The sequence below is a fragment of the Anabaena lutea FACHB-196 genome (assembly GCF_014698305.1).
Classification (GTDB): domain Bacteria; phylum Cyanobacteriota; class Cyanobacteriia; order Cyanobacteriales; family Nostocaceae; genus Anabaena; species Anabaena lutea.
The window spans coordinates 236,697-263,562 of the sequence record NZ_JACJST010000004.1 but is presented as its reverse complement, the minus strand read 5'-3'; the positions used below and the strand labels follow the sequence as shown (position 1 = coordinate 263,562).

Sequence of the window (26,866 nt, the reverse complement as noted above, 5' to 3'; positions counted from 1 at the left end):
GTGTAAAAGGAATGTTCTGGAAATGGGGCTTGAGAGTTTTTATAATATGCTTAGGGTTGTTGTTAATATTAGCTTTGATTTCCCATTTGGGAGCGGAAATTTTTTGGTTTCAGGAAGTTGGCTATTTACAAACATTTCTGCTGCGTTTAATAACTCAGAGTGCTTTATGGGTGGGAGTTGTTAGCATTAATTTTGCCTATCTTTTAGGAAATCTTGCAGTAGCAAATCGACTGAAATATCCCTATTTTTTGAACATTGAGCCAGCTAGAAGTGGGGAAAAAAGATTTGGTAGGGAATTCACAAAGTTTCTTAGTCCCCAGTATGCCAAAGTTGATGAAACCGCCCAAATTGATTTAGGAAAGACAGAAATTAGATTACACTGGCTACTTCCTTTGAGTTTAGGACTAAGTTTTTTGGTGGGGTTTATTGTGGTGCATTATGGGGAAATTACCCTAAATTATTGGTATGGAGAGGTTAATCAGGTTAGTCTACTTCCCCCTTTATTCCAATTGGAGACAATTTGGAACTTAGCCAACAGGGTTATTTCACAAGCTTGGTATTTTGTCTTAGCTTTGGTAATAGCGATCGCACTTTTAGTATATGCCCAATTTTGCCTCAGAGCGATCGCAGTTATTCTCAGTCTCGTTTTTGGCTGGGTGCTGTCTCACAATTGGGAAAAGATAGTTCTCTATTCCCACTCCACACCCTTCAACAGCACAGAACCTTTACTGGGTAAGGATATCGGCTTTTATATTTTTTACCTCCCAGTCTGGGAACTATTGGCATTTTGGCTGGTGGGATTATGTTTATATGGCTTTATTGCCGTTCTTCTCACCTATCTTTTATCAGGAGATAGCCTCAGTCAAGGCATTTTTCCTGGCTTTTCACCATCACAAAAACGTCATTTATTCGGCTTGGGTGGCTGTTTAATGTTGGTAGTGGCTTTTAGTTATTGGCTGAGTCGCTATCAACTCGTTTATTCTCCTCGTGGTGTGAGTTTTGGCGCTAGTTATACCGATGCTAAGATACAGTTGCCCGCTGAAACCATGTTATGTGTTTTAGCTGTAGCGATCGCATTTTACCTGTTATGGCAAACTTTATTTTGGAAATCCAAATCTCGGCATCATCGCTGGATAATTTACGCGGTGAGTCTTTATCTAGGCTTAATAGTTATTGGTGATTTTATTGTACCTGCTGTTGTCCAGTATTTAATCGTTCAGCCGAATGAATTACAGCGAGAGCAACCTTACATACAACGTACTATTGCTCTAACTCGTCAAGCATTCAATTTAGAAGTAATTAATTCTCAAACCTTTAACCCCCAAGGAAAATTAACTCAAGCTGATCTCAAAGCCAATGATCTCACAATTCGCAATATCCGTCTTTGGGATCAAGAACCACTCTTAAAAACTAACCGTCAATTACAACAAATTCGTCCTTATTATCAGTTTCCTGATGCCGATATTGATCGCTACCAAATTACAACTCAATCACAATCAACAGAAAAACAGCAGGTATTAATTGCTGCCAGGGAATTAGACTATAATGCTGTACCACAACAAGCTCAGACATGGGTAAACCGTAATTTAATTTACACTCATGGTTACGGCTTTACTATGAGTCCCGTTAATAAAGTTGCTCCTGGTGGTTTACCAGAATATTTTGTTAAAGATATTAGCGGTAATGGTAGTGCATTGACTACTTCTAGTGAAGCCATTAGAGAAAGCATTCCTATTCAGGAACCACGAATTTATTACGGAGAAATTACTAACACTCATGTCATGACTGGCACGAAAGTCAAAGAATTAGACTATCCCAGTGGCAGTGAGAATATTTATAATACTTATGATGGCAAAGGTGGAATTAGAATTGGTTCTCTATGGAGACGCTGGTTATTTGCTACCTATTTAAAAGACTGGCAAATGGTCTTTACACGAAATTTTTTGCCAGAAACTAAAGTATTATTCCGGCGAAATATTAACCAACGAATTCGCGCCATTGCACCTTTTTTGAAATTTGATGGTGAGCCTTATTTAGTAGCTGCTGATGCAAATTCTAACAATAAAAATCTCCAATTTCCAGGAGCAAATAATTATCTTTATTGGATAGTGGATGCTTATACAATAAGCGATCACTATCCCTATTCTGACAGAGGTAGGGACGGTATCAACTATATTCGTAACTCCGTTAAAATCGTCATTGATGCTTACAATGGCACAGTGCGATTTTACATTGCTGAACCAAAAGATCCTCTCATTGTTTCTTGGTCAAAAATTTTTCCGCAAATGTTCCAACCGCTGGCAGCTATGCCTGCAAATCTCCGCAGTCATATCCGCTATCCGGTTGATTTTTTCAAAATTCAATCGGAACGGTTAATGATTTATCATATGACCGATACCCAAGTATTTTACAATCGGGAAGACCAATGGCAAATTCCCAATGAAATTTATGGAACCCAAACCCGTCCAGTTGAACCTTACTATTTAATTACTAGCCTTCCTAATGTTGCCTTTGAAGAATTTATATTGCTGATTCCCTACACACCCAAACAACGAACAAATTTAATTGCTTGGTTAGCGGCGCGTTCAGATGGCGAGAACTACGGTAAATTGCTATTATATAACTTTCCTAAAGAACGCTTGATTTATGGAACTGAGCAAATAGAAGCAAGAATTAACCAAGATCCCGTAATTTCTCAACAAATTTCTCTATGGAATCGTCAAGGTTCTAGTGTAATTCAGGGTAATCTTTTGATTGTTCCCATTGAGCAATCTTTATTGTACGTTGAGCCAATTTATTTAGAAGCGACACAAAATAGTTTGCCAACTTTGGTGCGGGTAGTTGTTGCTTATGAAAATCGGATTGTCATGGCGCAAACTTTGGAACAAGCTTTGCAGGGAATTTTTCAGTCAGACTTAACACCAGCACCGGCGATTATTCGTCCTGTGGAAGAAGAAGGAATACCACCAGGTTAGGGACTTCTAAATTTGTCCAACTACTTACAAAAGTTGCAAATTAGTTTTTTGGCGCAACTACATGGCATGATCTGTATTTTGAGATGATTCAAACAATACTATGACTGACCATACAGATTTTCGCATAGAACGGGATTCGATGGGCGATCGCTCAATTGCTAGTAATGTTTATTACGGTATTCAAACCCAAAGGGCTATCGAAAACTTCCCCATTAGCGGGATTAAACCTTTACCTACTTACGTTGATGCTTGTTTGTTTATTAAAAAAGCTACCGCAATTGTCAACGCTGAACTAAATTGCATTCCCGCAGATATCAGTAAAGCCATAATCCAAGCTACTGATGAAATCTTAGCAGGTAAATTACGAGATCAATTTGTTGTCGATGTTTACCAAGCAGGTGCGGGAACTTCTCACCACATGAATATTAACGAAGTTCTGGCAAATCGTGCTTTAGAACTTCTCGGTGATGAAAAAGGTAACTATAAACGAGTTAGTCCTAACGATCATGTCAACTATGGGCAGTCTACCAACGATGTTATCCCTACAGCAATTCGTATTGGTGGCTTATTGGCGCTTTCCCAAACTTTACACCCAGCTTTAGAGTTAGCGATATCTGCTTTGGAAGCAAAAGCTGTGGAATTTCAAGATATTGTCAAATCTGGAAGAACCCACCTACAAGATGCTGTCCCTGTGCGTTTGGGTGAAAATTTCCGGGCTTGGGCTTATATTCTCTCAGAACATCAAAACCGTCTCTATATCGCTTCTGGGGATTTGATGGTGTTGGGTTTAGGTGGTAGTGCTGCGGGTACGGGAATGAATACTCACCCAGAATATCGACGACGGGTGGTAGAAGTCCTTTCGCAGTTATTGGAATTTCCCCTAGAACCTGCACCCCATTTAATGGCTGCTATGCAAAGTATGGGGGCTTTTGTAAATGTTTCCGGTGCATTGCGAAATTTAGCCCAGGACTTGGTGAAAATCTCCCATGACTTGCGTTTAATGGATTCGGGACCCAAAACCGGATTTAAGGAAATTCAACTGCCTCCAGTCCAACCTGGTTCTTCCATTATGCCGGGGAAATATAACCCGGTAATGGCAGAGATGACATCAATGGTATGTTTTCAGGTAATGGGATACGATAGTGCGATCGCACTGGCTGCCCAAGCTGGACAATTAGAATTAAATGTGATGATGCCTCTCATTGCCTATAATCTAATTCACAGCATCGAAATTTTGGGTAATACCATTTCTGCTCTGACTGAAAGTTGTATTCAAGGTATTACCGCTCACAAAGAAAGATGTTTAGCTTATGCCGAAGGTAGTTTAGCATTAGTCACCGCCTTAAATCCCCATATCGGTTATTTGAATGCTGCGGCTGTGGCTAAAGAATCTTTAGAAACCGGAAAATCTCTGCGTCAAATAGTTCTAGAAAAAGAATTAATGACAGAAGCAGAATTAGCGACTGTATTAGATTTAGAGCAGATGAGTGCGATAGCTGCGCTGACCTCTGGTATCGTTCCTTTGACATAATTAGGAAACACCAAACAATAAATTATCCAATCTTGTGGGATGGGAATCCTGCCCGTCCTTGATAATTAGCGGGCTGTCTGTCCCGCACCACCAGAAATTTTGGGACATTTTTTTAATTGGAAGTCCCTTGGCAATCGCTTCTCTACGAGACGTTATATTACAGCTATTTTCAGGTAAATGAACCACACTTTCATAAAGGTTTCGCGCCCCAGCGAAGCGTATCCCTGACGGGAGCCGGAGGCTCTAGCACGAAGTGCTTTAGACGCAAAGGAGGAAAGGAAAAATTAAAGCTCTTCGCCACAAAACTGGAGTTTTTTGCACAAATTCAATAAAACTGACGCTCTCTTGCTTATTAAAGCCAGCTATGTCATACTCTATAAATACATCATAATCTCTATCGATTTACCGTAGTTTACCAAAAATGGCGATGGCACACCAAAACACAGCAATCAACGTTGACAATTCCCAAAAAGTCAATTTATTCCAACTATTACAATTACTTACATCTCAAATACAGAGATTATTGTGGCATTCTCATGCCTACGGCACAGTTTTTAGTGTCTTGATACTCAGCTTAGGAAGTTTGATTTTTCTGGGTATCCATTGGACTTACCGCAAATTATTTTTCACTCCTCCCGTTGTTGAGACAAATGAATGGGACATGAAAAGTAGTAATTAAACGCCAACTTTTTCCAAAGAAAAATAAAAGTAATTTAGAGCTAAAAGCCGAAACATTAACCCAATATACAACAGTCCCAGGTTATCAAATTGTCAAAACAGTAAAAGCCACCTGTACTAAGAACTTGGGTTATTACTTAATTGCTTTTCTAATTTTCGAGATGCTAAGGACATGGAGTAACAAAATACCCAATAAATAAAACCTATAAATATATAAACTTCTGCATAACGACCTAGAAACTGTGGTTGTGCCAAGATAGAACGGGCAATCCCTGTAAGTTCAACTAATCCCACTAAAGATAAAAGAGAAGTATCTTTAAATAAGCCGATAAACTGACCAAAGATCACAGGAATAACAGCACGTAAAGCTTGAGGTAATATAATTAATATTACTACTAATGGTGTATTAAAACCTAATGCTTTTGCAGCTTCAATTTGCCCTCGTGGGATTGATTGCAGTCCACCGCGTACATTTTCTGCCATGTAAGCAGCACTAAATAGTACCAGTCCAGCAATTCCTCGTAGTAAACGATCTAAACGTAAATTCGTTGGTAAAAATAAAGGAAGCATGAATTGAGCAAGGAATAAAAGTCCTATGAGTGGAACTCCCCTAATTATTTCAATATAGAGGATAGAAAACCAACGCACTACAGGTAAATTGCTAGTTCTTCCTAAAGCAAGTAAAACCCCAATGGGAAAGGAAAGTACAATACTGATTGTTGCCATTAATAAGGTAAGTAGCAAACCGTTCCACAAATTTGTAGATACAGATTCTAGCCCAAAGCCCCCACCAAGTAACCACAAAATTATTGGGAAAGATAATAACCAAACTAACGAAATCCAAGGTGTAATTAATTTAGATAATTTTTGGGAAATTAAAAAACCTGTAAATACACTCCAAGTTATCACACTGAGAGTTGTAACTATTGCTAAAATAATCCAAACTCGCCAATACAAACTTTTGGGAAATCTACCAACTAAGAATAAGTGCAAATTAACCTGAATTACTTGCCATTGCGCTTGAGTAATTGCCCAAGTTAATATTCCTTTAGTTACCCAAAAAAGAAATATTAAAGATAAAATAGTTAATAAACTGTTGTACCAAGTGTTAAATAAGTTTTTGCGTAACCAAGTTAATTTAGTCATTACATTGGCGATTAGACTTATTAAGGATGAGGTTCTATAGCGAAAATAGTAATTACGCCTTGACCAGGACCATAATACCAAAAAACTCTCCAAGCTCCTGGAGTGTTATTTTCGACGTAGGCTTCAAATACTTTCTCTCCGTTCAGACCAGATAAAGATTGGTATTCATGAGTTTTGAGGCTGGGGTGACGGAGGTTAGTTTGCATCAATCCCAGAATTTTTAATATTTTTTTGTATTTCTTGGGATTTTTTAGCTGAAGATAGACTAATTTCTCTTCTGCGTCAGGTTGAAATTCCAGCCTAAACATCACTAATCTTCAATCTCCAAATCTGCGTACTGCGAAAAATCTCCCAAGTAACGACCCTCTCCGGCTTGTGCTTGCTTGAGTCCGCGTTCTAAGGAAGCCCAAACTACAGGGTCTTGCCAAACCCATAATTCTTCTTGGGGTATATTATTAGTATCTTTCGCCATCACGCTTGTCTGGCGACGCAGTTGAAATAAAAATTGTCCAATTGGGCTGGATTCTGTGTATGCTTGATTCAGAGAATTAACGGAATCTTCGCTGCTGAAAATTTGCACTGCTAAATCAATCAGCTTTTCGTCACTCAAAACCACAGTTTCATTAACTGTCTGGACGCTAGATGAACGGAAGCGTTCCCCATCATTTTGTAAAATGCTACGAGCTTCTAAATATTCATCTTCTAAAGGTGGATAAATCTCGGTTAAGGCATCAAGTTTATCGACATCTGAAGGACAGGTTTTACTGATTTCCTTTAGCTGGTTCTGCAAATCATCAGGTAAGGGTTGTTCTAGCCGCATTAAAGCTGCAAGAAAGGCTTTGAGGGTAAGTTTGTCTATGTTGTTCATTTAATATTAGCTTGATAGTGGCTTACCTGTGATTGTGAACGCTCCCCAATAGTATATATCATTATACAGTAATTTGTCTGGCTTTTCTTTAGAAATTTTATAAATTTCTCCCTTTAATAATCCGTTAATTCCACCGGTTAATTTTTCTGGAGGTATTTGATTCTTTAGTTCTTTATACCATTTTTGCAGTTCACCCGCAGTTAGGTTTCTTAGCCATGTTGTAGCTTCTTTTAAGGCTTGGGCATCAGATTTATTTAGTTGTTGTCTGCGTCGGTAAAATTCAATCATAATTAAAGCACTAGCAGCAGATTTCACTGTCCATAGTGTACTCACTACCTGGGCAACTCCCCGACTCAAAAAACCACTGACTAAACCAACATATTCGGTGGTTATTGTTTGGTTGCCGGTAATGGCTGTTTCGCAAGCAGCAAGACTAACCAGTTTATAGGTTGTAAGATTTTTTTGGTAAATTTCTTGGAGAGTTAATTTGTCTTCGTTGGCTAATGCTAACTGTGATTTTTTAGGTTCGCTAAAGTTGTAATTTGCGTGTCCAGCAAAGTGAAATATTTCATAACCATTTTCTAATGCTGCTTCTAACTCTTCTTTAGTAGCTTCACCTTCTTGGATACGTTGTCTATGCTCAAACATCTGACTGATAATTTCAGCTTCCAGTGTCGCATAAAACAGATGTTCATCGTCTTGAGTTGGAGAAACTTCGACACTTAATAATTTATTGCTATGGTCTGGTTTGGTAAGTGTATTTGTAATACCAAGTTTGGTGCTAGGTAGATAAGTGATGATGAATTTTGATTTTTCTTCATCTGCGTTGAATAGAACATGAAGCGGAAATCTATGTAGGTCGCGGTGGGGAATTAAAATTAATTGATTAATACCTGAAAGTTGCTGTTTGATTGTGTCAATATCTAAAATATTTTTGAGTTGGTTGAGATTTGTTTGCATATCATTTCGCCAAGCATGATCATTTTTATCTACTTCATCTTTGCCTTTACCACGATAATCATTATATTGTTGATTCCAATTTTTTACCCAGTCTTCAAAGTGTTGTAAACGTTGTGAAAGAATTAATAATTCAGATTGTGTTAAAACAATGGGTGTTGGACTATCATATTTGAGGATGAAAGTGTGAAGGGCTGCGGGGCTAAGATGCCAATAAATTATAGCTGTTGTGGGATTTAGTAACTGTTGAATATCTTGCCATTTGGGTGAAGAAATTTCTTCACTCCATCCTTCTAAAAGCCAAGATAAACAGGCGTTTTTTCCTTGTTCTGCTAGTTCTAAGGCTTGAATTGAATTACCAGATTGCACTGCTAAATCAACAGTTATTTGTTGAAAACTGACAAATTTTAAGGCTAATTGTTGTTGTTTAGCTAGACTTTTAGTATCTTTGAGCAATTTTTGTAAAATATCTGAGCCACGTCTTTGCAATTCTATGGCTTCATTGATTTGTTCTAAACCTAACAAACAGCGAATTAAATCTTGTAAAACTTCTAAATGTGCTTTTGGATATGTTTTTTCTGTGAGAGTTGTTATGGCAATATTGTAGCTGTTAACAGCTTTACGCCAATAACTAAAAGGCTTATCATCTTTGCATCCTTGGAAATAGTAGGCTTGGCCTATAATTTGATGTAATCTACCCCAACCTTCTGTATCTTGGGGACAATGTTTTAAACCTTCTTCATAGCTGGCAAATAGACCTTCATAGCCAACCTTATTTAAGTCGGGATTTTTGAATATCAGAGCCAGGTCAGGATATGTTGTAATTACTGGTAAGATGAATCTTGACCTAAAATTTTTACGTTCTGTACTTAAGTTAAATACTGCATTACCTCTATCAATCCAAGCATAATGGTAATCATGTTTAATTTCTAAAGCTTTATCGTGGGATGCTAATGCTTCTTCATCTTGCATCAAGTTATGTAAAACTCTACCTCTTTCGTGCCAAGCTTGATAAAAGTCAGGATTGATTTCTATGGCTTTGTTGTAGGAAATAATTGCTTCTTCATGTCTTCCTAGTTCAGCCAGCGAAAAACCTCTACTCTGCCAAGAATATTCATCATTGGGATTGAGTTCAATCGCTTTGTTGTAGGAAATAATTGCTTCTTCATATCTTCCTAGTTCAGCTAGTACATTACCATGTTCGTACCAGCCACCAGAGCAAGTAGCTTCTAAATCTTGAGCTTGGTTCAAACTTTTAAGCGATTCTTCATAATTACCTAGTAACCTCAAGGCTGTACCCTTATTATGCCAAGCTTTATGATCTTCTGATTCAATTTCTATGGCTTTGTTGCAGGATACAAGAGCTTCTTCACAGCGTCTTAATTTAAGAAGCACTGAGCCTTTAGTAGCCCAAGCTTCGTGGTTATCAGATTTAATTTCTATAGCTGTGTTGCAGGATATGAGAGCTTCTTCATAGCGTTCTAAATTAGCAAGTGCAGTACCTCGATGATTCCAAGCCTCATCATAGTCTGGTTTTAATTCTATAGCTTTATCGAAAGATAGGAGAGATTCTTGACTACGCCCTAAATTAAGTAATGCTACTCCTTGATTGTTCCAAACCTCATTATGATATAGTTCTAATTCTATAGCTTTCTCATATGATGCGACAGCTTCTTCATATCTTTTCAAACCTAGCAATATTCCCCCTAACCAAGCCCAAGCCCTATTATATTCAGGATTTAATTCTATAGATTTTTGGCAAGATTCTAGAGCTTCTACAAAAAGATTTAAATTAGCCAAGGCTAATCCTTGATTCGCCCAAGCAATGTTATGTTTTGGATTCAATTCTATAGATTTTTTGGAAGATTCTAGAGCCTCTTTATAGCGTTTTAAGCCCAATAGAGCATAAGATTTGTTACTCCAAGTTATGTTATCTTCGGGGTTTAGTTCTAAAGCTTTTTCACAGGATATCAGAGCTTCTTCAAATTTTTGTAATCCTAATAATGCAGCCCCTTTATTACTCCAAGCAGTGTTATCTTCGGGGTTCAATTCTAGAGCTTTTTCGCAGGATATCAGAGCTTTTTCAAATTTTTGTAATCCTAATAATGCAGCCCCTTTGCTACTCCAAGCAATGTGATATTCTGGGTTTAATTCTATAATTTCCTCACAAAATATCAGAGCTTCTTCAAAGCGTTCTAATCTTAATAATCCCGATACTTTATTAATACAAGCACTTTTATTTTCTGGGTTCAGTTCTATGGCTTTATTTAAGCAAATCAGAGCTTCTTCAACACATCCTAATTCTAGTAGTGCTAACCCTTTATCACTCCAAGCAATTTTATTTTCTGGGTTCAGTTCTATGGCTTTATTTAAACATATCAGAGCTTCTTCAACACATCCTAATTCTAGTAGTGCTGACCCTTTATCACTCCAAGCAATTTTATTTTCTGGGTTCAGTTCTATGGCTTTATTATAAGCTGTAATAGCTTCTTCATAACGTTCTAGCCCTAATAATGCTTTCCCTTTGCATTCCCAAGCAAAGTATTCATAGGTATTAGGTTGAAGTTCTATAACTTTGTTGAAACACACGAGAGCTTCAGAAAATCGCTTGATTGTCAGGAGAAGTAACCCATGCAGAAGCCAAAAATCACTACTGTTTGGAGAGATTTCTGTGATTTTGCTAGACAATGCAAGAGCTTTTTCATAGCGACCTAAGTCATACAATTCTGACCATCGGTTTAACAAATATTGTCGAATTTTTTCAGATTCTTGAACCTGTCCTAAATTATGCAGTGCTACCCCCTTATTGTACCAGCTTAGATAATCATCAGGATTAATTTTTAGGGATTCCTCAAAAGATGCCAATGCTTCTTCATATCTTCCTAAATGATTGAGCAGCAATCCACGATTTTGCCAAACAAGATAGTGGTCATGAGGATTTATTTCTATAGCTTGATTATAAGATGCTAGAGCTTCTTCATATCTTCCTAAATTATGCAGTGCCAACCCCTGATTGTACCAAGTTAGATAATCATCATGGTTAATTTTTAGGGATTCCTCAAAAGATACTAACGCTTCTTCATATCGTCCTAAATTATTTAGCGAAAAACCTCTACTCCCCCAAACCTTATACTCATCAGTATTTATTTCTATAGCTTTGTTAAAGGATAAAATAGCTTCTTCATATTGTTCTAATTCATCCTCTGCCAGTCCCCTATAATACCAGGTTAAATTATCAGCATTATTTATTTCTATGGCTTTGTCTAAAGATACAAGTGCTTCTTTGTCTCGTTCTAATTTGTACAGTGCATAACCTCTTTGCCTCCAAGCTGCTTGGTAGTTTGATTCAATCTCTATAGCTTTGTCGTAACAAAAAATTGCCCCTTCAAAATCTTCGCTTGCAAATTTTTCTTCACCTTGAAGAAACCAGTTTTCTGCTTGAGTATCTAGAAAATCATCCTTAACCATCTCCCCATCTCCCCATCTCCTCATCTTTCTCTAATCTGCACGGTGCGGTTAAATAAATTCATTATTACAGAGATGCTTAAGCTGAGGGTGAGATAGGTGAGGATAATTAGTAACATCACTTCTACGGCTCTCCCTGTTTGGTTAAAGGTGGTAGAGGCGACAAAATAAATATCAGGGTAGCCGATAGCGATCGCTAAACTGGAGTTTTTTGTTAAATTGAGATACTGACTGGTGAGTGGGGGAATGATTACCCGCAAAGCTTGGGGAAAAATCACCAACCGCATTGCTAACCCTGGTTTTAGCCCCAGCGATTGCGCTGCTTCCCATTGTCCCTTATGTACTGATTGAATTCCACCCCGGACAATTTCTGCAATAAATGCACCCGTGTAAAAAGTTAACCCCAGCAGCAATGCTGAAAACTCTGGAGAAAAGCTCATTCCCAGAAGTTCTATCCCATTTTGACTAAAGTAAACCAAACCACCCAGGGAAATTTTATTTTCAACCTTGGGAAAAGCAAGGAAAACAGCAAAGTACCAAAATAGTAATTGCAGTAATAAGGGAGTGTTACGGAAAAACTCAACATAAACTGAGGTAATATTCCGCACTAACCAGTTATCTGATAGACGAGCAATTCCCGCAGTTAATCCCACAATTGTGGTCAGAATAATTCCTATTATTGCCACTCGCAAAGAGTTGATTAAACCCACCCACAAGGCACGGCTATAGGTATCTGTTGGGTTGTAAGCAATGAGTTTTTCACCGATATCAAAAGATGCTTGTTGCCCAAGAAAATCAAAGCCAAACTGAATACCTAATTGCTGGAAATTTCGGTTAAGATTACTCCACAGTATCGTTACCAAAACTGCTGCTAAAAACACGGCAATTAATTGTCCAGCAATTCGCCAAAAGTGGTTTTTAGTCATTAGTCATTGGTGATTGGTGATTGGTAAATTATTCTTCTCTACTTTTCCGACTCTCTATCATCTAAAAGGGGGAGAATAGAGTAAACCGCCTTTTGACCAAAGTTGATTTTGACCACGAGCTAAATTAAGCTTTGTCTTGGCTCCCAGATTGCGATCATAAATTTCACCGTAGTTACCAACGTGCTTAATTATTTTAGCTGCGAAGTCTTTTGTTAAGCCGAGTCCTTCCCCAAGGTTGCCTTCTGTACCTAAAAAACGCTTAATATCTGGGTCGGTACTAGTGGTAAATTGTGCCAGATTTTGAGAATTAATTCCCAATTCTTCAGCTTTGACCAGGGAATAAATAGTCCATTTGACAATATCAGCCCATTTAGTATCTCCTTTTACCACTGCTGGTGCAAGAGGTTCTGAGGACAGAACATCATCGAGAATGATGTTATCGTCTGGTTTGGGTAGAGTTGTGCGTCGAGAAACTAAGCCGGAACGGTCTGTAGTAATTGCGTCACAACGCCCTTGAGCATAGGTAGCAAAGGTAATATTAACGTCTTCAAAAACAACGGATTTATAGGTTATGTTGCGTTTCCGCATTTGGTCTGCTAAGTTCTGTTCGGTAGTAGTACCAGTTTGAATACAGATGGCTTTGTCTTTAAGGTCTGCTAGAGATTTGATAGAGCTATTTTTGCGAACCATTACGGCTTGACCGTCATAAAAAACTACAGGTGCAAAATCTAGACCTTGGGAAGTATCACGACTCAATGTCCAGGTAGTGTTACGACTGAGAATATCGACTTCCCCAGTTTGCAAAGCTGTAAATCGTTCTTTAGTATTGAGATTGCGGTATTCTACAGCTTCAGGATCATCGAATATAGCAGATGCGATCGCACGACAAACATCTACATCAATACCGCTATATTTACCATTAGTCTCCACAAAGCTAAATCCTGGTAATTCCCCACTCACACCACAGATGAGCTTACCACGGCTTTTAATGCTATTCCAGCGATCGCGTGTGACTTGTGCTTCAGGGGTACTGCCTGTTGTTGCTGATGGTTCAGACCCGCTACTACAAGCACTGAGAGCAAAGATCATGGGAGCAATGGCTAGAATTAAACCTGATTTACGCATAATTACTTACGGACTACTATTTAACTAGGTTTTGAACACGAATGAAATCGCTGCATTCTATCACTGTTCTTCATTAAAAGTTCCCCGTTCTGTCACCTGACTATCAATAAGAAACAGCGAACAATGTTAGATGTCTATTGGTGTCGGAGTTTTATCGCCCTCCGTAGGCATCGCTCTCCCAAATGTTCAGAAAGATCCGTGTAATGAATAGCCCTATGGAGGAGAGTTAAGATAGTATTTACTTTATGTAGTAAAACTTAATCTTTCAAAATAGAAAAATGTTGATAAAAATAGTAACCCCTCCATTCCTCATTATTGAGGGGAGATTTAGAAAGTCTTTATGAAATTGTTTCTGAGTAAGATATTCAGCCGTTGGGTGCCAGCTGGTGTCAGTCTCGATACTTATACCCATCAATTTACACAAAATAACTTGCGTATTAAAGGAATAATACTGTTCGTTATTATCAACATCATTTGGGGTTCAACCTTCCCACTCATCGAAAACACAGTCAATAGTCTTTCGCCCAGTGTATTAATTTCAATGAGATTCACTGTAGCAGCAATATTTTTTAGCGTCAACTTGCGTCGTCTAAATAAGCTGATGCTACGCGATGGTTTACTTCTGGGACTATTGTTTTTTGCCTATCTAGCTATTGAAACAATTGCTCTAGAAAGCATTCATGCAAACCGGGCAGCATTTATTATTAGCCTAAGTGCAATCTTAGTACCTTTACTGGGCTTGTTTTTGGGTCGGCACTTACCGTTAAAAACTTTCCTATCTGCTGGACTTGCTATTTTTGGTATCGGCGTAATATTTTGGGGAGAGGGAGTATTAGGAATTGGCGATTTGCTAATGTTAGTAGATGCCATTGTTTATGCAATTTATACTCTCATACTAGAACAAATAGCACCCCGTCATCCATCTTTATCGCTCACTAGCGTCCAATTAGTTGTAGTTGCCATACTAGGCGCACTGTGGAGTAACACACAATTAGTCGAAGAGTTTAATACCATATATGAGAACTGGAGCGTGATTCTTTACCTCGGGTTAGTGGCCACTGCCATTGTCACCTGGCTTCAGACATTAGCTCAACGATGGATTCGGTCTGAAGAAGCGGCTTTACTTTATACACTTGAGCCAATATTCGCAGCGATATTCTCGTTTTGGTTACTTGGTGAACAGCTTGGTATAAGCAGTCTCATTGGCGCGACTTTTGTTTTATCTGCAATAGTTCTCGGCCAAAACTCTCAAGATTTTGAGCCGTACACAGAGGTTGATGTCAGCGAACCAACATCAGCTGTGCTGGTTGTCTCGGAGGCTAATTGTGTAAAATCAAATAGTTTGGGATCTTAAATTAAACATCTCTGTGCTGAGTGTTGAGAGTAAACTAGTACCGCTTTCTCGGAATTAAAAATTAACAATTAAAAATTAAAAAAGTAGATTAAACAGGCTTTTTCAGTATTTTTAATGGTTGCTTAACTTACGCCGTGTTGTACTAGTTCCTTCAAAGCAAGAACTAAACATAAAAATTTCCCGTTTTTACCTTTAGCAACAACGGGAATGGATATTGTTAATTATTTACGAATTATCGGGACGCAACTTGTGGTTCAGCCCAAACTTGGGGATCTCTTTCACCAAAAGTCACAGGTTGATCCCCATCTGTGGAAACATTTACACTTTTACCATCACTAGACACTTGCACCAAAGGCCAATTTTCTGCACCTAATTCACCTGTACGGAACAACGCATGATCCGGTTGTTTTTTACTCCAACCTAATAATATTGCTATTTTTTCATGCTCATTTTCTTCTTGAGGTGGTGCAACTGTTTGAGTCTGATTTTGTTGACGATCCCAAATCAATGCATGATCTGTAACATCGGCTGTGTTAAATATACCTACAAACTTGCGGGCTAAAAAGCGATCGCCTTTTTCTGACCAGCTGACAGGAACTAATACCCCTATTTTGCCTTGATGATCGATTTCTTCTGATCCCACCCTCTGTTTTAAGAGTGGATCTATAGGCTGAGAAGTTGCAGCCATCACTCGCAAACTCTTGGTTTGCTTATCTTCTATAAACAACAAGCTAGTTACTCGGCTGTTGTACATTTCTGGGTTAACTTCTAGTTGCACACGGCTATAAACAGCATACCTGCCATCGGGAGAAACCACTGGCACACTGCGATAGTATCGCACTCCAGAACCCCCTTTTCCGCCAATAGCTTCCTGAGTCATCATAATCCATTTCCAGGGGATCGGATGTGGACTGCCCATGGGATCATCTGGTATTGCTTCCAAGTCATCTGGCTGACTATTTACAGGTATTTCTGTGATTGAGGATGGTTGTGATTCTCTGATGCTGGAAGTGATGTTAGTTGTTGCTAATGCTTGAGTCCCCATACTCTTGCTGACTAGAGAATCTCCTTCCCTTTGCAAAGCCTGAACTTTCGCGTCTTTTAATTTTTGGATTAAATCTGCTTGACTAACAGGAACTTTTGCTAAATTAGCTTTTTTGACTACTGCCAAAATATCACTAGCAGCCACATCACCGCTTGACAGATTATTTGCTTTAATAGCCCCAGAATCAATTTTATCAGCCAGTAATAGTTGCCTTTCCTCACTTATAGGCTTGTTGACTAGCATAGACTCTAATCTTGCACCCAATAAGTTGACTCGACCTACTTGTAAATTAGGTTCCTTTGCAACAACCTGCTCCTGGGTCATTGAATCTGATTGTTTAAGTCCTGAATTAATTTTTGCTACCTGTGATTGTTTCGCTGAGGTAGAGTAAACAGATACCCCTATAAAGGGTGCAATGAGTATCACAACAACAACGTACTTAAGAAATGGTTGTACGCGGAACCATCCTGACAGCAAAAGGGATTTAAGCATGAGTGGACTCTCTAGGGGGTGGGGCAGTTGCTATGTGAGGGGCAATGTCTATACAGCAAGGAAAAAGCTATGAATATTATATGTATAACAACAAACTACAAGCTCTAACGAGATAATCTCTTCAAATTTTGCATCACTTTACAAAAGTTTCAGTATCATCGTTCACACCTCTATAATCTTCAAACTCTGTAATTTTTCTGTACAATGTTGTGACGAACTACTGAATATGGATTAACTCAGTAATTAGTGCGTGACTATACATGAATTTTTAGCCTATACTCAAACCAAGCCGAATATAGATGACTCTAAAAAGAATATAAGTTGCGTCTTTGGACTACTAAAGATGGCGACTAAATTTAGGTAAACTTTTAACAGCAGCTTGAGCTAAAACTAATCAAACTTAGGTTTCCTTATTTATTAAGCTGCCATAACAGCGCTGACCCCGATAACACAAAAAGATGGTTTGTTCCTTGAGAATTTCGGATAGTCGGCGCAAAATTATCAACAAAAATATCATTATCATCCACCAAAACTCATAAATAGCAAATCTATTTGTAAATATTGCTATAGATTTTCTGCAAGGCGCTACGTGTAGCTTGCTTCCCCAGAGGGGTACGCTTGCCGCAGGCATCACGCAAATACAAGCAAAACTAATTTGGTAACTTATCAAGTTAATTGGATGATCAGGTGGCTAAATGGCCAGCCATAAGGCATGACCAAATATTGATGCTTGTAAACAGCAGAGACAGTTAATCTCAGCTGACCTGTTTGCTAAAATATTTTAGTCTATCAAGGAACTTTTTGTTGCACCGATAATAAACACTTTACCATCAAACAACTAAAATTTAATGTCCAAAAAGCAAAATTGCTTTGCGTTTTTTTCATCTCTCTTGAGATTTAGTCAGTTGTGGGCAGTCGGTTGTCAGTGATTCATGACGCACTTAATATTGACTAATGACTAATCACCAATGACTCATAACTAATGAAAGTCGTATTTTTTGGTACTCCCCAGTTTGCAGTTCCCACTCTCAAAAAATTACTGGATCACCCAGAATTTCAAGTCTTAGCAGTTGTCAGCCAACCCGATAAACGCCGAGAGCGAGGGAATAAATTGACACCATCTCCTGTAAAAGCACTCGCTACTGCTCACAATCTATCAGTATGGCAACCAGAGAAAGTGAAAAAAGATGTTGAAACTTTAAGCCAACTTCAACAATTAGAAGCAGATGTGTTTGTCGTAGTTGCTTACGGACAGATTTTGTCTAAGAAAATTTTAAAGATGCCCAAGTTGGGTTGTATCAACGTACATGGTTCGATTTTACCTCAGTATCGAGGAGCGGCTCCCATTCAGTGGTGTTTGTATCACGGGGAGAAAGAAACCGGGATTACAACTATGTTAATGGATGCTGGCATGGATACGGGAGATATGCTTTTAAAAGCAACTATACCTATTCAATTACTAGATAATGCTCAAATTTTAGCTGATCAGCTAGAGGTAATTGGTGCGGATTTGTTAGTAGAAACCCTGCTCAAGCTGGAACGTGGGGAAATTGAACCCATTCCTCAAGATAATTCCGCAGCTACTTACGCATCTTTGATTCAAAAGCAAGACTATAATTTGGACTGGTCAAAGACTGCTATCCAGTTACACAATCAAATTAGAGGCTTTTATCCTAATTGCATAACTACCTTTCGTAACCAAGCACTAAAAATCGCAGCCACTGTTCCCCTCGATTCTGCTTATATTCACGAATTACCACCTGAATTACAAGATAAAATACATAAAATACCTAATTTGTCAAGTACATCCGGCGCTCCTGGACAAGTCGTGAGTATTGCTAAGGGAATGGGTGCAATTGTACAAACTTGGGAAGGGTTGTTGCTTTTAAGAGAAGTTCAGCTAACTGGGAAACGCCCTCAATCAGGATGGGATTTCGTGAATGGAACTCGTTTAACAGTTGGAGAAATGATGGGTGATTGAGATCAATTAAAAATTTAAAATTTAAAATTTAAACTTAAAAACAGTTTCAGTCGGGGGTCTTGATTAATTTTCTCCCCGTCCCAGTGTCTTTAGCCCCCTGTCAAGAGTTCTCTATTTTCATAGAACCGACATGATTTACAGGGGCCTTCTGGGTTAACTGCACAGCGAATGATTTCCGAATGAGCATTATAGCTACAGGTGGCATCACCAATTACCCATCTTCCCTGCAATAAACTTTTTTCTGATGGTCGTTTAGCTTTTTGGACGTAAATAGCAATATTATGTAGGCGGTAGCGCCCTCCTTTATAGTGGTATCGATGACGACGCTCTAGGACTGCGTAAGTTATACCTTCCAAATCGAGATAGTTTCCCGGTTGGGGTGTCCAATCAAGTTGTAATCTACCGAGAGACTGACACGAATTGGTCAGAATTACCTCAGTTGGCAAAGAGTCTGACTCCATAATAAGTTTATACTATGTGATTTACATTATAAAAATGGTATCGCAATCGTCTACCATTGCTGACTGAGGTTGGATGATAATTAATGATTTACTATTATTTGCGAGCAATTTGCATTTCAGGAAGATATTGATCTTGGCGTTAACCAGATATCACATTTAACTCACCTGCTCCGCGAATATGCGACCATTTAGTCAGGAGATGATCAGATATCTGACCATTGGTTTACAATTCCAGATCATTTAAGATTGTGGCTAGTTAGTTAATGCTTCTTAACAAACTAATTGAACTTGAAAATTCCCTAGCGACCAATTTATAGGTACTATAGATAACCCTGAGAAATTGACTTGAGATTTACACATCTTTACAATCTGCCATGTTTGGAAAGAGTCTGTCGGGTAAATACTTGATGCCTATGTTGCTGATTAAAGCTGAATAGCAGCGATCTTGGCACATAAACTGTTCAGAGAGCTTATTAAATAGTTTGAAGTTATGTAGCCTTTTACTTACAGCCCATCCAGCACTGCGGTAAACTATGCCTTGATTATGATTCCTTCGCAGAGAAGAACACTCGAAAGGAGCAGTTTTTTCAATGTCTCATACCGTAAAAATCTACGATACCTGCATCGGCTGCACCCAATGCGTCCGCGCTTGCCCCACTGACGTTCTAGAGATGGTTCCTTGGGATGGCTGTAAAGCTGCTCAAGTGGCATCTTCACCCCGCACAGAAGACTGCGTAGGCTGCAAACGTTGTGAAACAGCTTGCCCCACCGACTTTTTGAGCATCCGGGTTTATCTGGGTGCTGAAACAACTCGCAGTATGGGTCTAGCGTACTGAGGATTTTAAAAAACTCAGTAAATTAGTGCTGAGGGCTGAGAACAGGAGAAATAAGAAGCAAGTCACCTAAAAGCATTCTTGTTTCTTCTCTCAGAACTCAGCACTCTTAAAATAATTCGTAATTCGTAATAGTGCCTACGGCAGGCTACCGCCAACGTAATTCGTAATTCGTAAACAGGTGACAGGTGACAGGTAATTCTTAATTTTCCGCGCGTCACCGCGTCTCTCAGTCCCCGCGTCCTCATCTCCCCGCGTCCCTCTCTCTGTGTCCCCGTGTCCCTCGCTGTGCGTCTCTTCGTGAATTTTGCCGATGACTACTCTGTGCTGACAACTATACTTAATTAAATTCGGTGAACAGTAAATCGTGAACAGTTATTAGGCTGATGGTGAGAGATTTCAACCAAATGAACTGATAACTGGTAAGTGGTAACTGGTAACTGGTTAAAATCCTGAAACCGGAGTGGTTTAAGCAATGTGCGGAATAGTTGGATATATAGGCACTCAAGCGGCAACAGATATTCTATTGGCTGGACTAGAAAAATTAGAGTATAGAGGTTATGACTCGGCAGGAATTGCCACTATTTGGGAAGGTGACGTTCATTGTGTGCGGGCTAAAGGAAAATTGCTCAACCTGCGTTCTAAACTAGAACAAATCGAAAATCCTGCCCAAATTGGCATTGGTCACACTCGCTGGGCAACTCATGGTAAACCAGAAGAACATAACGCCCATCCACATATGGATACGGCGCTGCGGATAGCAGTGGTGCAGAATGGCATTATTGAGAATTACCGCGAGTTGCGGGAACACCTTAAGGCGCTAGGACATAAATTTCGTTCAGAAACAGATACAGAGGTAATCCCCCATCTAATTGCTGAGTGTTTAAAGCATTCTCCTGAAAATTCCCTTTCCGCTTCGGTTTTTTTAGATGCAGTGCGGGAAGCTGTGAGTAAATTAGAGGGAGCATTTGCTGTTGCGGCTATTTCTGCTGACTACCCTGATGAATTGATTGTAGTTCGCCAACAAGCACCGTTAGTCATTGGTTTTGGACAAGGTGAGTTTTTCTGTGCTTCTGATACTCCGGCAATTGTCCCCTATACCCGCGCTATATTGCCCCTAGAAAACGGTGAAATTGCTCGTTTGACTCCTTTAGGGGTGGAGGTGTATAATTTTGCTGGACATCGCTTGAAAAAGAATCCTCGCACCCTGAATTGGAATCCCATCATGGTGGAAAAACAGGGATTCAAGCATTTTATGCTCAAGGAAATCTATGAGCAACCGGGAGTAGTGCGGGATTGTTTAGAAGCTTATTTCTCAACAGAAGATAATACCCAAATAACTGATCAATCACCGGTGAAATTGGGTTTACCAGCAAAATTGTACGCAGATTTAGAACAAATTCAAATTGTGGCCTGTGGTACAAGTTGGCACGCTGCATTAGTGGGTAAATACTTATTAGAACAATTGGCGGGAATTCCCACTCAGGTACAATATGCTTCTGAATTTCGTTATGCACCATCACCACTAACGGCTAATACTCTCACTATTGGCGTAACTCAATCTGGGGAAACTGCTGATACTTTAGCAGCTTTGGCGATGGAAAAAGAACGCCGACTAGGAAAAGAAGCTAAGTATCAAGCGCGACTTTTGGGAATTACTAACCGCCCAGAAAGTAGTTTAGGTAATATGGTTGCGAATATTATCAATACTCATGGGGGAATTGAAATTGGTGTCGCAGCGACGAAAACTTTTGTGGCGCAATTGATGGCGTTTTATGCTTTGGCGTTAGATTTGGCTTATCGTCGTCATGAGATTACTTCCCCAAGATTGGAGGAAATTATCACAGGTTTACGTCAGCTACCAGGGGAAATTGAAGCGATTTTAGAAACTCAAGAACGTTATATTGAGCATTTGGTACATGATTTTGCGGAAACGAAAGATTTTATCTTTATTGGGAGAGGAATTAATTTTCCGATTGCGTTAGAAGGGGCTTTGAAATTAAAAGAAATCAGTTATATTCACGCCGAAGGTTATCCGGCTGGGGAAATGAAACATGGCCCTATTGCTTTGTTAGATGCGAAAGTTCCTGTAGTTGCGATCGCAGTTCCTGGTACTGTATATGAAAAGGTGATTTCTAATGCTCAGGAAGCAAAAGCTAGAGATGCAAGGTTAATTGGTGTGACTTCTGTTAAAGATGGGGAAGCGGCGGAAATCTTTAATGATTTAATTCCTGTTTCGGAAGTTGAGGAAATTCTTTCCCCAATTCTCACGGTTATACCATTGCAATTGTTAGCTTATCACATTGCAGCGCGGCGGGGTTTGGATGTGGATCAACCGAGGAATTTAGCGAAGTCGGTAACTGTGGAATAAAAAAGTAGAATATTAACCTCTGAGGTAATAAGTAATTCTATTACCAATAGAGGTTATTTTTTATTATACCAGAAACAATAAAAATTTTACAGTTAGTTTCTTTTGACATCAGGGAAAATCTGATAAATTTCCTGCCAGTGCGGACTTACCCAACCAGCAATACGGATTACTTCTCTGAAAATTACAACAGATAAACCACTTTCAACTTCTTCAAAAGCAGTATCCCAGTCTGTTAATATACTTATAAAAGTATCCAGTTTTTGTAAAATTATCTTAGATAATCCATCTGCAAATTGTTTAATTTTAGCTAGTGCTGTACAAAGGTCTCCTAACTCTTCTTCATCTATATTTTTAGGTATTAAATCGCAATCTCGCTTGATTGTTGCCAAAATTTCTCTAGCTTCTTTTTCTTGTCCTCTTTCGGAAAATGCCGTTGCTAAACTGGTTAGAGCTATTATTCTGTCTGGTATATCTGTAATCAGATTAGAAATCTTTTGTGCTTTGCATAAAAATCCTATTTCGACTAATATTTCCGTTACTTGCCTTAATAATAATGGATCTAAATATTCATCTGTTTCAATAATTATTTTTTCTATCTCAGAAAATAAAATATCGGCTTTTTCTTTATATTTGACATCATAAATATTCCGTGCTAATATGACTAATTTTCTTAATCTAAATGATAAATATTGTTCTGTTCTTGCTATTTTTTCTGCTTTTAAAAATAGAACCTTAGATTTTTTTATATTTCCTATATGATTAAATGCAACTGCTAAATCATTGAGTATCCATAAGCGATGAGGATCATGTTGAACTAATTTTGCTGATTTTAAAGATTCAGTAATTAACCCATAGGCATCTTTATTTTTTCCTTGACTATACAGTGTTATAGCTAAATCTTTTAATGAACGAGAAAAATTATAATTATCTTTTATTTGTCTTGCAAACTTTTCTGCTTTTTCTAAATCACCTATTTGGATGAGACTTTTTACCAATGAATATAATGCGTATCCTTTCTCCTCATAATCATCATTGATAAATTTCATAACTTTTTGCGCCTCATCTAAAAAATTAGATTTGGCTAATACTTCTGTTAAAACTGCTAATGCTGATGGTAAATAGAAATCATCTTGTATAGAAAATGCTTCTTGTTTAATATCTCTTAGCAGTAAACTTGCCTTGTCTTGATATCCAGATTTTGCCAGTTCTGAAGCTAAAGCACTGAGCGCATTTTTTCTTACTTGTTTATCTTCAATGTCTTGAATAAATTCTTCAGCCTTTAAAAAATTACCACATTTAGCCACTGCTACTGACATTTCCATTAAGCCTTCTGAATAGAGGTCATCATTTTCTATCATTGATAAATATTCTTGAGCTTGCCTAATATCCCCAGCATAAGCAGTTACTGATACTAATTCTACAAGTGATTGCTCTGCTCGTATACTCCCATTTAATAACGGGACTATTTCCTGTACTTCAGCAAGATATAATTTAGCCTCTGATTGCATTCTCTTACTACATAATGTTTTAGCTAAATGACTTAGTACCTCTATTTTTACCCAACTTTCTTGAGTTATTTGGGATATCATGTAAGCCTCATTAAACCGATTACATTCAGCTATATTTACAACCAGATAAATCAAATTTTTATTATTATATAATTTATCTGATTCTATTAAAATTTGAATTGCTGTTTCAACTTCAATAAAAACTATATTTGAAAGTTCATGTTCTCCGATGACAAATAGTAATGATGCAAATTTGCTTAGAATTTGAATAAATTTGATTTTATCCCAGTCATGCTGGCAAGAATTTAATAGGTAATTTCTCTCTTTAAATAATTGTACAGTTTCAGATAAAATAGCTTTTATTTCGTCTAAACTTAAACTAACTTTTGTTTTACAAATTAAATTATATAAATCACAAAATGCTTCAAATTTACCTAATCCATCCAGTGATTTAGCAATTTCCCAGATTTCATCTAAAATTTCTGGTTTATGTTTTTTATTTTCATCAAGAGATTTATAAATGGTAATTAATCCATAAAATCTTTCTTCAATATCTAATCTTAAACGAGCATGATTTAAAGCCTCTTCTTCTCTATCCAACCAAACCAAAGTTATTAAATCATCATTATTATATAAACTAACTCTTTGGTTTACTATCTGCCGTGCTGTATGTAGTTGCACTAAAATTAATAATTCATCTGCGGTTAAAGGATCAGTAAAATCATTTATTGCCAATTGCAAATCAGCGACGTATGCTGCATCACCTATACAAGCAATATATTTTGCCTCCATCCAATCAGGTGATTTTATCAACAGTCTATAAAGTTCTTTTTTGCGTCCTGATTCTCTCAAATGGTAAGCCAAATTTTGAAAGAAATAACCATCATTTATTCCTGTATGCCAACCATGAGAACAATATTTAGAATAAGCAGCTAATAAACGATTATGTAATATGGATAAATCACCAGCTTGCTTACATACATAGTCATATTGAAGGTCATGTAAAGTTAAACAATTTTGATCATCACGACGAACTAGGGATCTTTCTACGAACAAATCAATATCATCTTGAGTATCAAATGTATTTAATCCTTCCGATTGCCAAAAAGGTTGTAAAACAGCTTCGGGAATTAGTGTATCTTCTGGGAAAACAGCAAAATCTAGATATCGTTTTTGTAAATCAGGTTCTAATGCTTCAACACTAACTTGTATTGCTTTGAGTAAGTTTGGATAAGGATAATCAGGAAAGTTAAATTTTATTTTCTCTAAATCAGCATTACGAAGTTTATATAATACGTTTTTCCAACGGTCTGGTTTATCTTTTAACATTGCCCCAATCATGGCTAATGCTAAAGGCAATTTACCACATTCTTCTACTATTTGATGTGCTTCTAGAGGTAAAGTTTCTGGATGTTGTTTTGCCCATAAAGCTAGTAATGCTAGTGATTCTGGAACTGTTAGCAAGTCTAGTTGATGATTAACAGTACCTAATTCTTCTAGTATCTTACTATCTCGTGTAGTAATCAACATCTTGCAACGCTGACCTAAAACATTAAATGCTTGCGCGTCTTTAGTTTTCCAAACATCATCAATAATTAGCAAGCAAGCTTTATTTGCTAACAATTCACCTAAATAGACTTTGCCTTGTTGCACATCTTGAAATATTTGCGAACTATCACCCAGCATTTTAGCTAAATCTGATTGTCTTAAGGTTAGTGCTGGTTGCTGTCCAAGTGTTACCCACAAAATACCATCAGGGAAAACACTCCTTATGTCTTCATCATGGGCTAAAATTGCGGCTAAAACTGATTTGCCAATTCCTCCCATACCTTGCAAACCCACACGATGAGAAATTCCTGTGACGGCTACTCTTTGGTTTTCATTCTCAAGTAATAAACTTTTGATTTTATTGAGTTCATCAGGACGTGGTAGGAAATTTAAAGGTTGTTCTGGTACGTGAGAAAGCTTTCCTAATATTTTGGATTTAGTTTGATGATTATCTAATTTTTTTGATTTCTCAAGTCTTTGAGATTCCCAAAGTTTATCAAATTCTATCAAATTTTTTTGTTTATCTTTACTCCAAAGTTTCAAGACAAAGTGCCAATTAGTGCTTCCCTGTGTGCTTGTGCGTCTATCTTCACATATATTTAAATATTTGAAATTTCTAATAATTTCGTAAAAGTAATCATTCTTGTCTAATTTGGCTAGTTTTACTAGCAATCTTAGTGGAGTTTCAAAAATAATTAATTTGGGATTATTACTATCTTCATCTTCCCATCTGTATTTTATTGCTAGATCATGGCGGTTATCCAAAACATAAGATAGTAATTCTTCTAAAAAGCGACTTGCAAGTTGTCTAGCCCTAGCACTGAAATTAGGTTCTTTCTTAGGTGTATTCATAAACTGAGTATAATAATTTTTTGTAAAAAAGTTTGGGAATTCCCAAAGACAAACAAGTTCCCAAAGTCTGTAATTCTTACTATACAAGACTTCTAGCTTTTATTAACTGATTCTTGCCTTGGGAAATTCCCAAATTATAACCTCTAACTAACGTTACCGAGGTTACATCAAATGACAGTGCAAACTCAATTCTTAACTCCCACAGAGATTGGTAGAGAATTAGAAAAACTCACTGGTAAGAAAATCAGTGCTATTAAGGTCAACAAATTACTACAAGAAATGCAGTTGCAGTATAAAACTACTAATCTGTGGCAACCTACGATATTGGGTAAGGGATTAAGTGTCATACTGCCCTACACAGGTACAAATAATCATTGTGGATTTCAAGTTAAATGGAGTACGGATATTATTGACTTGCTAAAAAATAAAATATATAGGACTTACGCAAGAGTTACGGAATAAGGTATCCCTGACGGGAGCCGTAAGGCATACCGCAGAGGCGCAGAGGACACAGAGAAATGAGGGTTTGAGAGATATTTTGCGTAAGTCCTAATATAAATAGACGAGTGCGATACCTTTCCTGCGGAACGCTACGCGAAGGCATTTTGGAAATGCTGCGATCGCTAATAGAGGTTATTTTTTATGGCTTGATGTAAATGTAAATAGACGCAAGCCAAGCTTTAGCGATATTCCCCTTAGGGAACTCCAAAAAATAAATTATCCAATTTCACAGAATCAAAACAACTTTTC

General features: G+C 37.9%; 17 protein-coding genes. 8 read left to right on the top strand and 9 right to left on the bottom strand.

Annotation, left to right across the window (positions count from 1 at the left end; genetic code table 11):
• The first annotated feature begins 11 nt into the window (after positions 1–11).
• The 3 genes from H6G59_RS06850 (at position 12) to H6G59_RS06840 (ending at position 5,185) form a co-directional block, all read left to right on the top strand.
• Positions 12–2,975 carry a UPF0182 family protein gene (locus H6G59_RS06850; protein ID WP_190712722.1) on the top strand — a complete coding sequence of 988 codons (2,964 nt, stop codon included), beginning with the start codon at positions 12–14 and terminating at the stop codon, positions 2,973–2,975.
• 100 nt (positions 2,976–3,075) lie between these two features.
• The gene (locus tag H6G59_RS06845) at positions 3,076–4,506 is read left to right on the top strand and encodes an aspartate ammonia-lyase (protein ID WP_190712720.1); all 1,431 of its coding nucleotides are present in this window, start codon (positions 3,076–3,078) and stop codon (positions 4,504–4,506) included.
• Between the two features lie 427 nt (positions 4,507–4,933).
• Entirely contained in the window at positions 4,934–5,185 is a 252-nt protein-coding gene (locus tag H6G59_RS06840) for a hypothetical protein (RefSeq protein ID WP_190712719.1), read from the top strand.
• A gap of 116 nt (positions 5,186–5,301) precedes the next feature.
• Here H6G59_RS06840 and H6G59_RS06835 read toward each other — a convergent pair whose 3' ends face one another.
• From H6G59_RS06835 to H6G59_RS06810, 6 genes are read right to left on the bottom strand one after another with little or no spacing between them, the layout of a single operon-like run.
• On the bottom strand, positions 5,302–6,330 hold the full coding sequence (locus tag H6G59_RS06835) for an amino acid ABC transporter permease (RefSeq protein ID WP_190712716.1): 1,029 nt from the start codon (positions 6,328–6,330) through the stop codon (positions 5,302–5,304).
• Positions 6,331–6,350: 20 nt separating this feature from the next.
• Positions 6,351–6,638 carry a hypothetical protein gene (locus tag H6G59_RS06830; protein ID WP_199331949.1) on the bottom strand — a complete coding sequence of 96 codons (288 nt, stop codon included), beginning with the start codon at positions 6,636–6,638 and terminating at the stop codon, positions 6,351–6,353.
• A 2-nt stretch (positions 6,639–6,640) separates the two neighbouring features.
• Positions 6,641–7,198 carry a hypothetical protein gene (locus H6G59_RS06825; protein ID WP_190712712.1) on the bottom strand — a complete coding sequence of 186 codons (558 nt, stop codon included), beginning with the start codon at positions 7,196–7,198 and terminating at the stop codon, positions 6,641–6,643.
• 6 nt (positions 7,199–7,204) lie between these two features.
• Positions 7,205–11,647, bottom strand: a complete 4,443-nt coding sequence (locus H6G59_RS06820) for a tetratricopeptide repeat protein (RefSeq protein WP_190712710.1) — start codon at positions 11,645–11,647, stop codon at positions 7,205–7,207.
• Positions 11,644–12,546, bottom strand: a complete 903-nt coding sequence (locus tag H6G59_RS06815; protein ID WP_190712707.1) for an amino acid ABC transporter permease — start codon at positions 12,544–12,546, stop codon at positions 11,644–11,646. The genes H6G59_RS06820 and H6G59_RS06815 overlap by 4 nt, the downstream gene beginning before the upstream one ends.
• A 57-nt stretch (positions 12,547–12,603) precedes the next feature.
• Complete coding sequence (locus H6G59_RS06810; RefSeq protein WP_190712705.1) at positions 12,604–13,671, bottom strand: amino acid ABC transporter substrate-binding protein; 1,068 nt, start codon at positions 13,669–13,671, stop codon at positions 12,604–12,606.
• A gap of 376 nt (positions 13,672–14,047) precedes the next feature.
• On the opposite strand from H6G59_RS06810, the gene H6G59_RS06805 reads away from it, so the two are divergent.
• The gene (locus H6G59_RS06805; RefSeq protein ID WP_339327933.1) at positions 14,048–15,025 is read left to right on the top strand and encodes a DMT family transporter; all 978 of its coding nucleotides are present in this window, start codon (positions 14,048–14,050) and stop codon (positions 15,023–15,025) included.
• Between the two features lie 232 nt (positions 15,026–15,257).
• On the opposite strand, the gene H6G59_RS06800 is transcribed toward H6G59_RS06805, so the two are convergent.
• On the bottom strand, positions 15,258–16,562 hold the full coding sequence (locus H6G59_RS06800; protein WP_190712701.1) for a hypothetical protein: 1,305 nt from the start codon (positions 16,560–16,562) through the stop codon (positions 15,258–15,260).
• A 982-nt stretch (positions 16,563–17,544) separates the two neighbouring features.
• Here H6G59_RS06800 and fmt point away from each other — a divergent pair.
• On the top strand, positions 17,545–18,543 hold the full coding sequence (gene fmt, locus H6G59_RS06795) for a methionyl-tRNA formyltransferase (RefSeq protein WP_190712699.1): 999 nt from the start codon (positions 17,545–17,547) through the stop codon (positions 18,541–18,543).
• A gap of 89 nt (positions 18,544–18,632) precedes the next feature.
• Here the strand turns inward: fmt and H6G59_RS06790 are convergent, their stop codons facing one another.
• Positions 18,633–19,004 carry a DUF6464 family protein gene (locus H6G59_RS06790; protein WP_190712697.1) on the bottom strand — a complete coding sequence of 124 codons (372 nt, stop codon included), beginning with the start codon at positions 19,002–19,004 and terminating at the stop codon, positions 18,633–18,635.
• A 590-nt stretch (positions 19,005–19,594) separates the two neighbouring features.
• On the opposite strand from H6G59_RS06790, the gene psaC reads away from it, so the two are divergent.
• The gene (gene psaC / locus H6G59_RS06785; RefSeq protein ID WP_010997613.1) at positions 19,595–19,840 is read left to right on the top strand and encodes a photosystem I iron-sulfur center protein PsaC; all 246 of its coding nucleotides are present in this window, start codon (positions 19,595–19,597) and stop codon (positions 19,838–19,840) included.
• Between the two features lie 472 nt (positions 19,841–20,312).
• A complete protein-coding gene (gene glmS, locus H6G59_RS06780) occupies positions 20,313–22,208 on the top strand; it encodes a glutamine--fructose-6-phosphate transaminase (isomerizing) (protein WP_190712696.1) in 1,896 nt (631 codons plus the stop codon).
• A 92-nt stretch (positions 22,209–22,300) separates the two neighbouring features.
• Here glmS and H6G59_RS06775 read toward each other — a convergent pair whose 3' ends face one another.
• The gene (locus H6G59_RS06775) at positions 22,301–26,116 is read right to left on the bottom strand and encodes an NB-ARC domain-containing protein (protein WP_190712694.1); all 3,816 of its coding nucleotides are present in this window, start codon (positions 26,114–26,116) and stop codon (positions 22,301–22,303) included.
• A 171-nt stretch (positions 26,117–26,287) separates the two neighbouring features.
• Between H6G59_RS06775 and H6G59_RS06770 the strand changes: the two genes are divergently transcribed.
• Positions 26,288–26,578, top strand: coding sequence for a hypothetical protein (locus H6G59_RS06770; protein WP_190712692.1), 291 nt, complete (start codon positions 26,288–26,290; stop codon positions 26,576–26,578).
• Positions 26,579–26,866: the final 288 nt, after the last annotated feature.

Coding starts and splice junctions, on each gene's coding strand:
- H6G59_RS06850 (WP_190712722.1), top strand. CDS start 12: ATGTTCTGGAAATGGGGCTTGAGAGTTTTTATAATATGCTTAGGGTTG.
- H6G59_RS06845 (WP_190712720.1), top strand. CDS start 3,076: ATGACTGACCATACAGATTTTCGCATAGAACGGGATTCGATGGGCGAT.
- H6G59_RS06840 (WP_190712719.1), top strand. CDS start 4,934: ATGGCACACCAAAACACAGCAATCAACGTTGACAATTCCCAAAAAGTC.
- H6G59_RS06835 (WP_190712716.1), bottom strand. CDS start 6,330: ATGACTAAATTAACTTGGTTACGCAAAAACTTATTTAACACTTGGTAC.
- H6G59_RS06830 (WP_199331949.1), bottom strand. CDS start 6,638: ATGTTTAGGCTGGAATTTCAACCTGACGCAGAAGAGAAATTAGTCTAT.
- H6G59_RS06825 (WP_190712712.1), bottom strand. CDS start 7,198: ATGAACAACATAGACAAACTTACCCTCAAAGCCTTTCTTGCAGCTTTA.
- H6G59_RS06820 (WP_190712710.1), bottom strand. CDS start 11,647: ATGAGGAGATGGGGAGATGGGGAGATGGTTAAGGATGATTTTCTAGAT.
- H6G59_RS06815 (WP_190712707.1), bottom strand. CDS start 12,546: ATGACTAAAAACCACTTTTGGCGAATTGCTGGACAATTAATTGCCGTG.
- H6G59_RS06810 (WP_190712705.1), bottom strand. CDS start 13,671: ATGCGTAAATCAGGTTTAATTCTAGCCATTGCTCCCATGATCTTTGCT.
- H6G59_RS06800 (WP_190712701.1), bottom strand. CDS start 16,562: ATGCTTAAATCCCTTTTGCTGTCAGGATGGTTCCGCGTACAACCATTT.
- fmt (WP_190712699.1), top strand. CDS start 17,545: ATGAAAGTCGTATTTTTTGGTACTCCCCAGTTTGCAGTTCCCACTCTC.
- H6G59_RS06790 (WP_190712697.1), bottom strand. CDS start 19,004: ATGGAGTCAGACTCTTTGCCAACTGAGGTAATTCTGACCAATTCGTGT.
- psaC (WP_010997613.1), top strand. CDS start 19,595: ATGTCTCATACCGTAAAAATCTACGATACCTGCATCGGCTGCACCCAA.
- glmS (WP_190712696.1), top strand. CDS start 20,313: ATGTGCGGAATAGTTGGATATATAGGCACTCAAGCGGCAACAGATATT.
- H6G59_RS06775 (WP_190712694.1), bottom strand. CDS start 26,116: ATGAATACACCTAAGAAAGAACCTAATTTCAGTGCTAGGGCTAGACAA.
- H6G59_RS06770 (WP_190712692.1), top strand. CDS start 26,288: ATGACAGTGCAAACTCAATTCTTAACTCCCACAGAGATTGGTAGAGAA.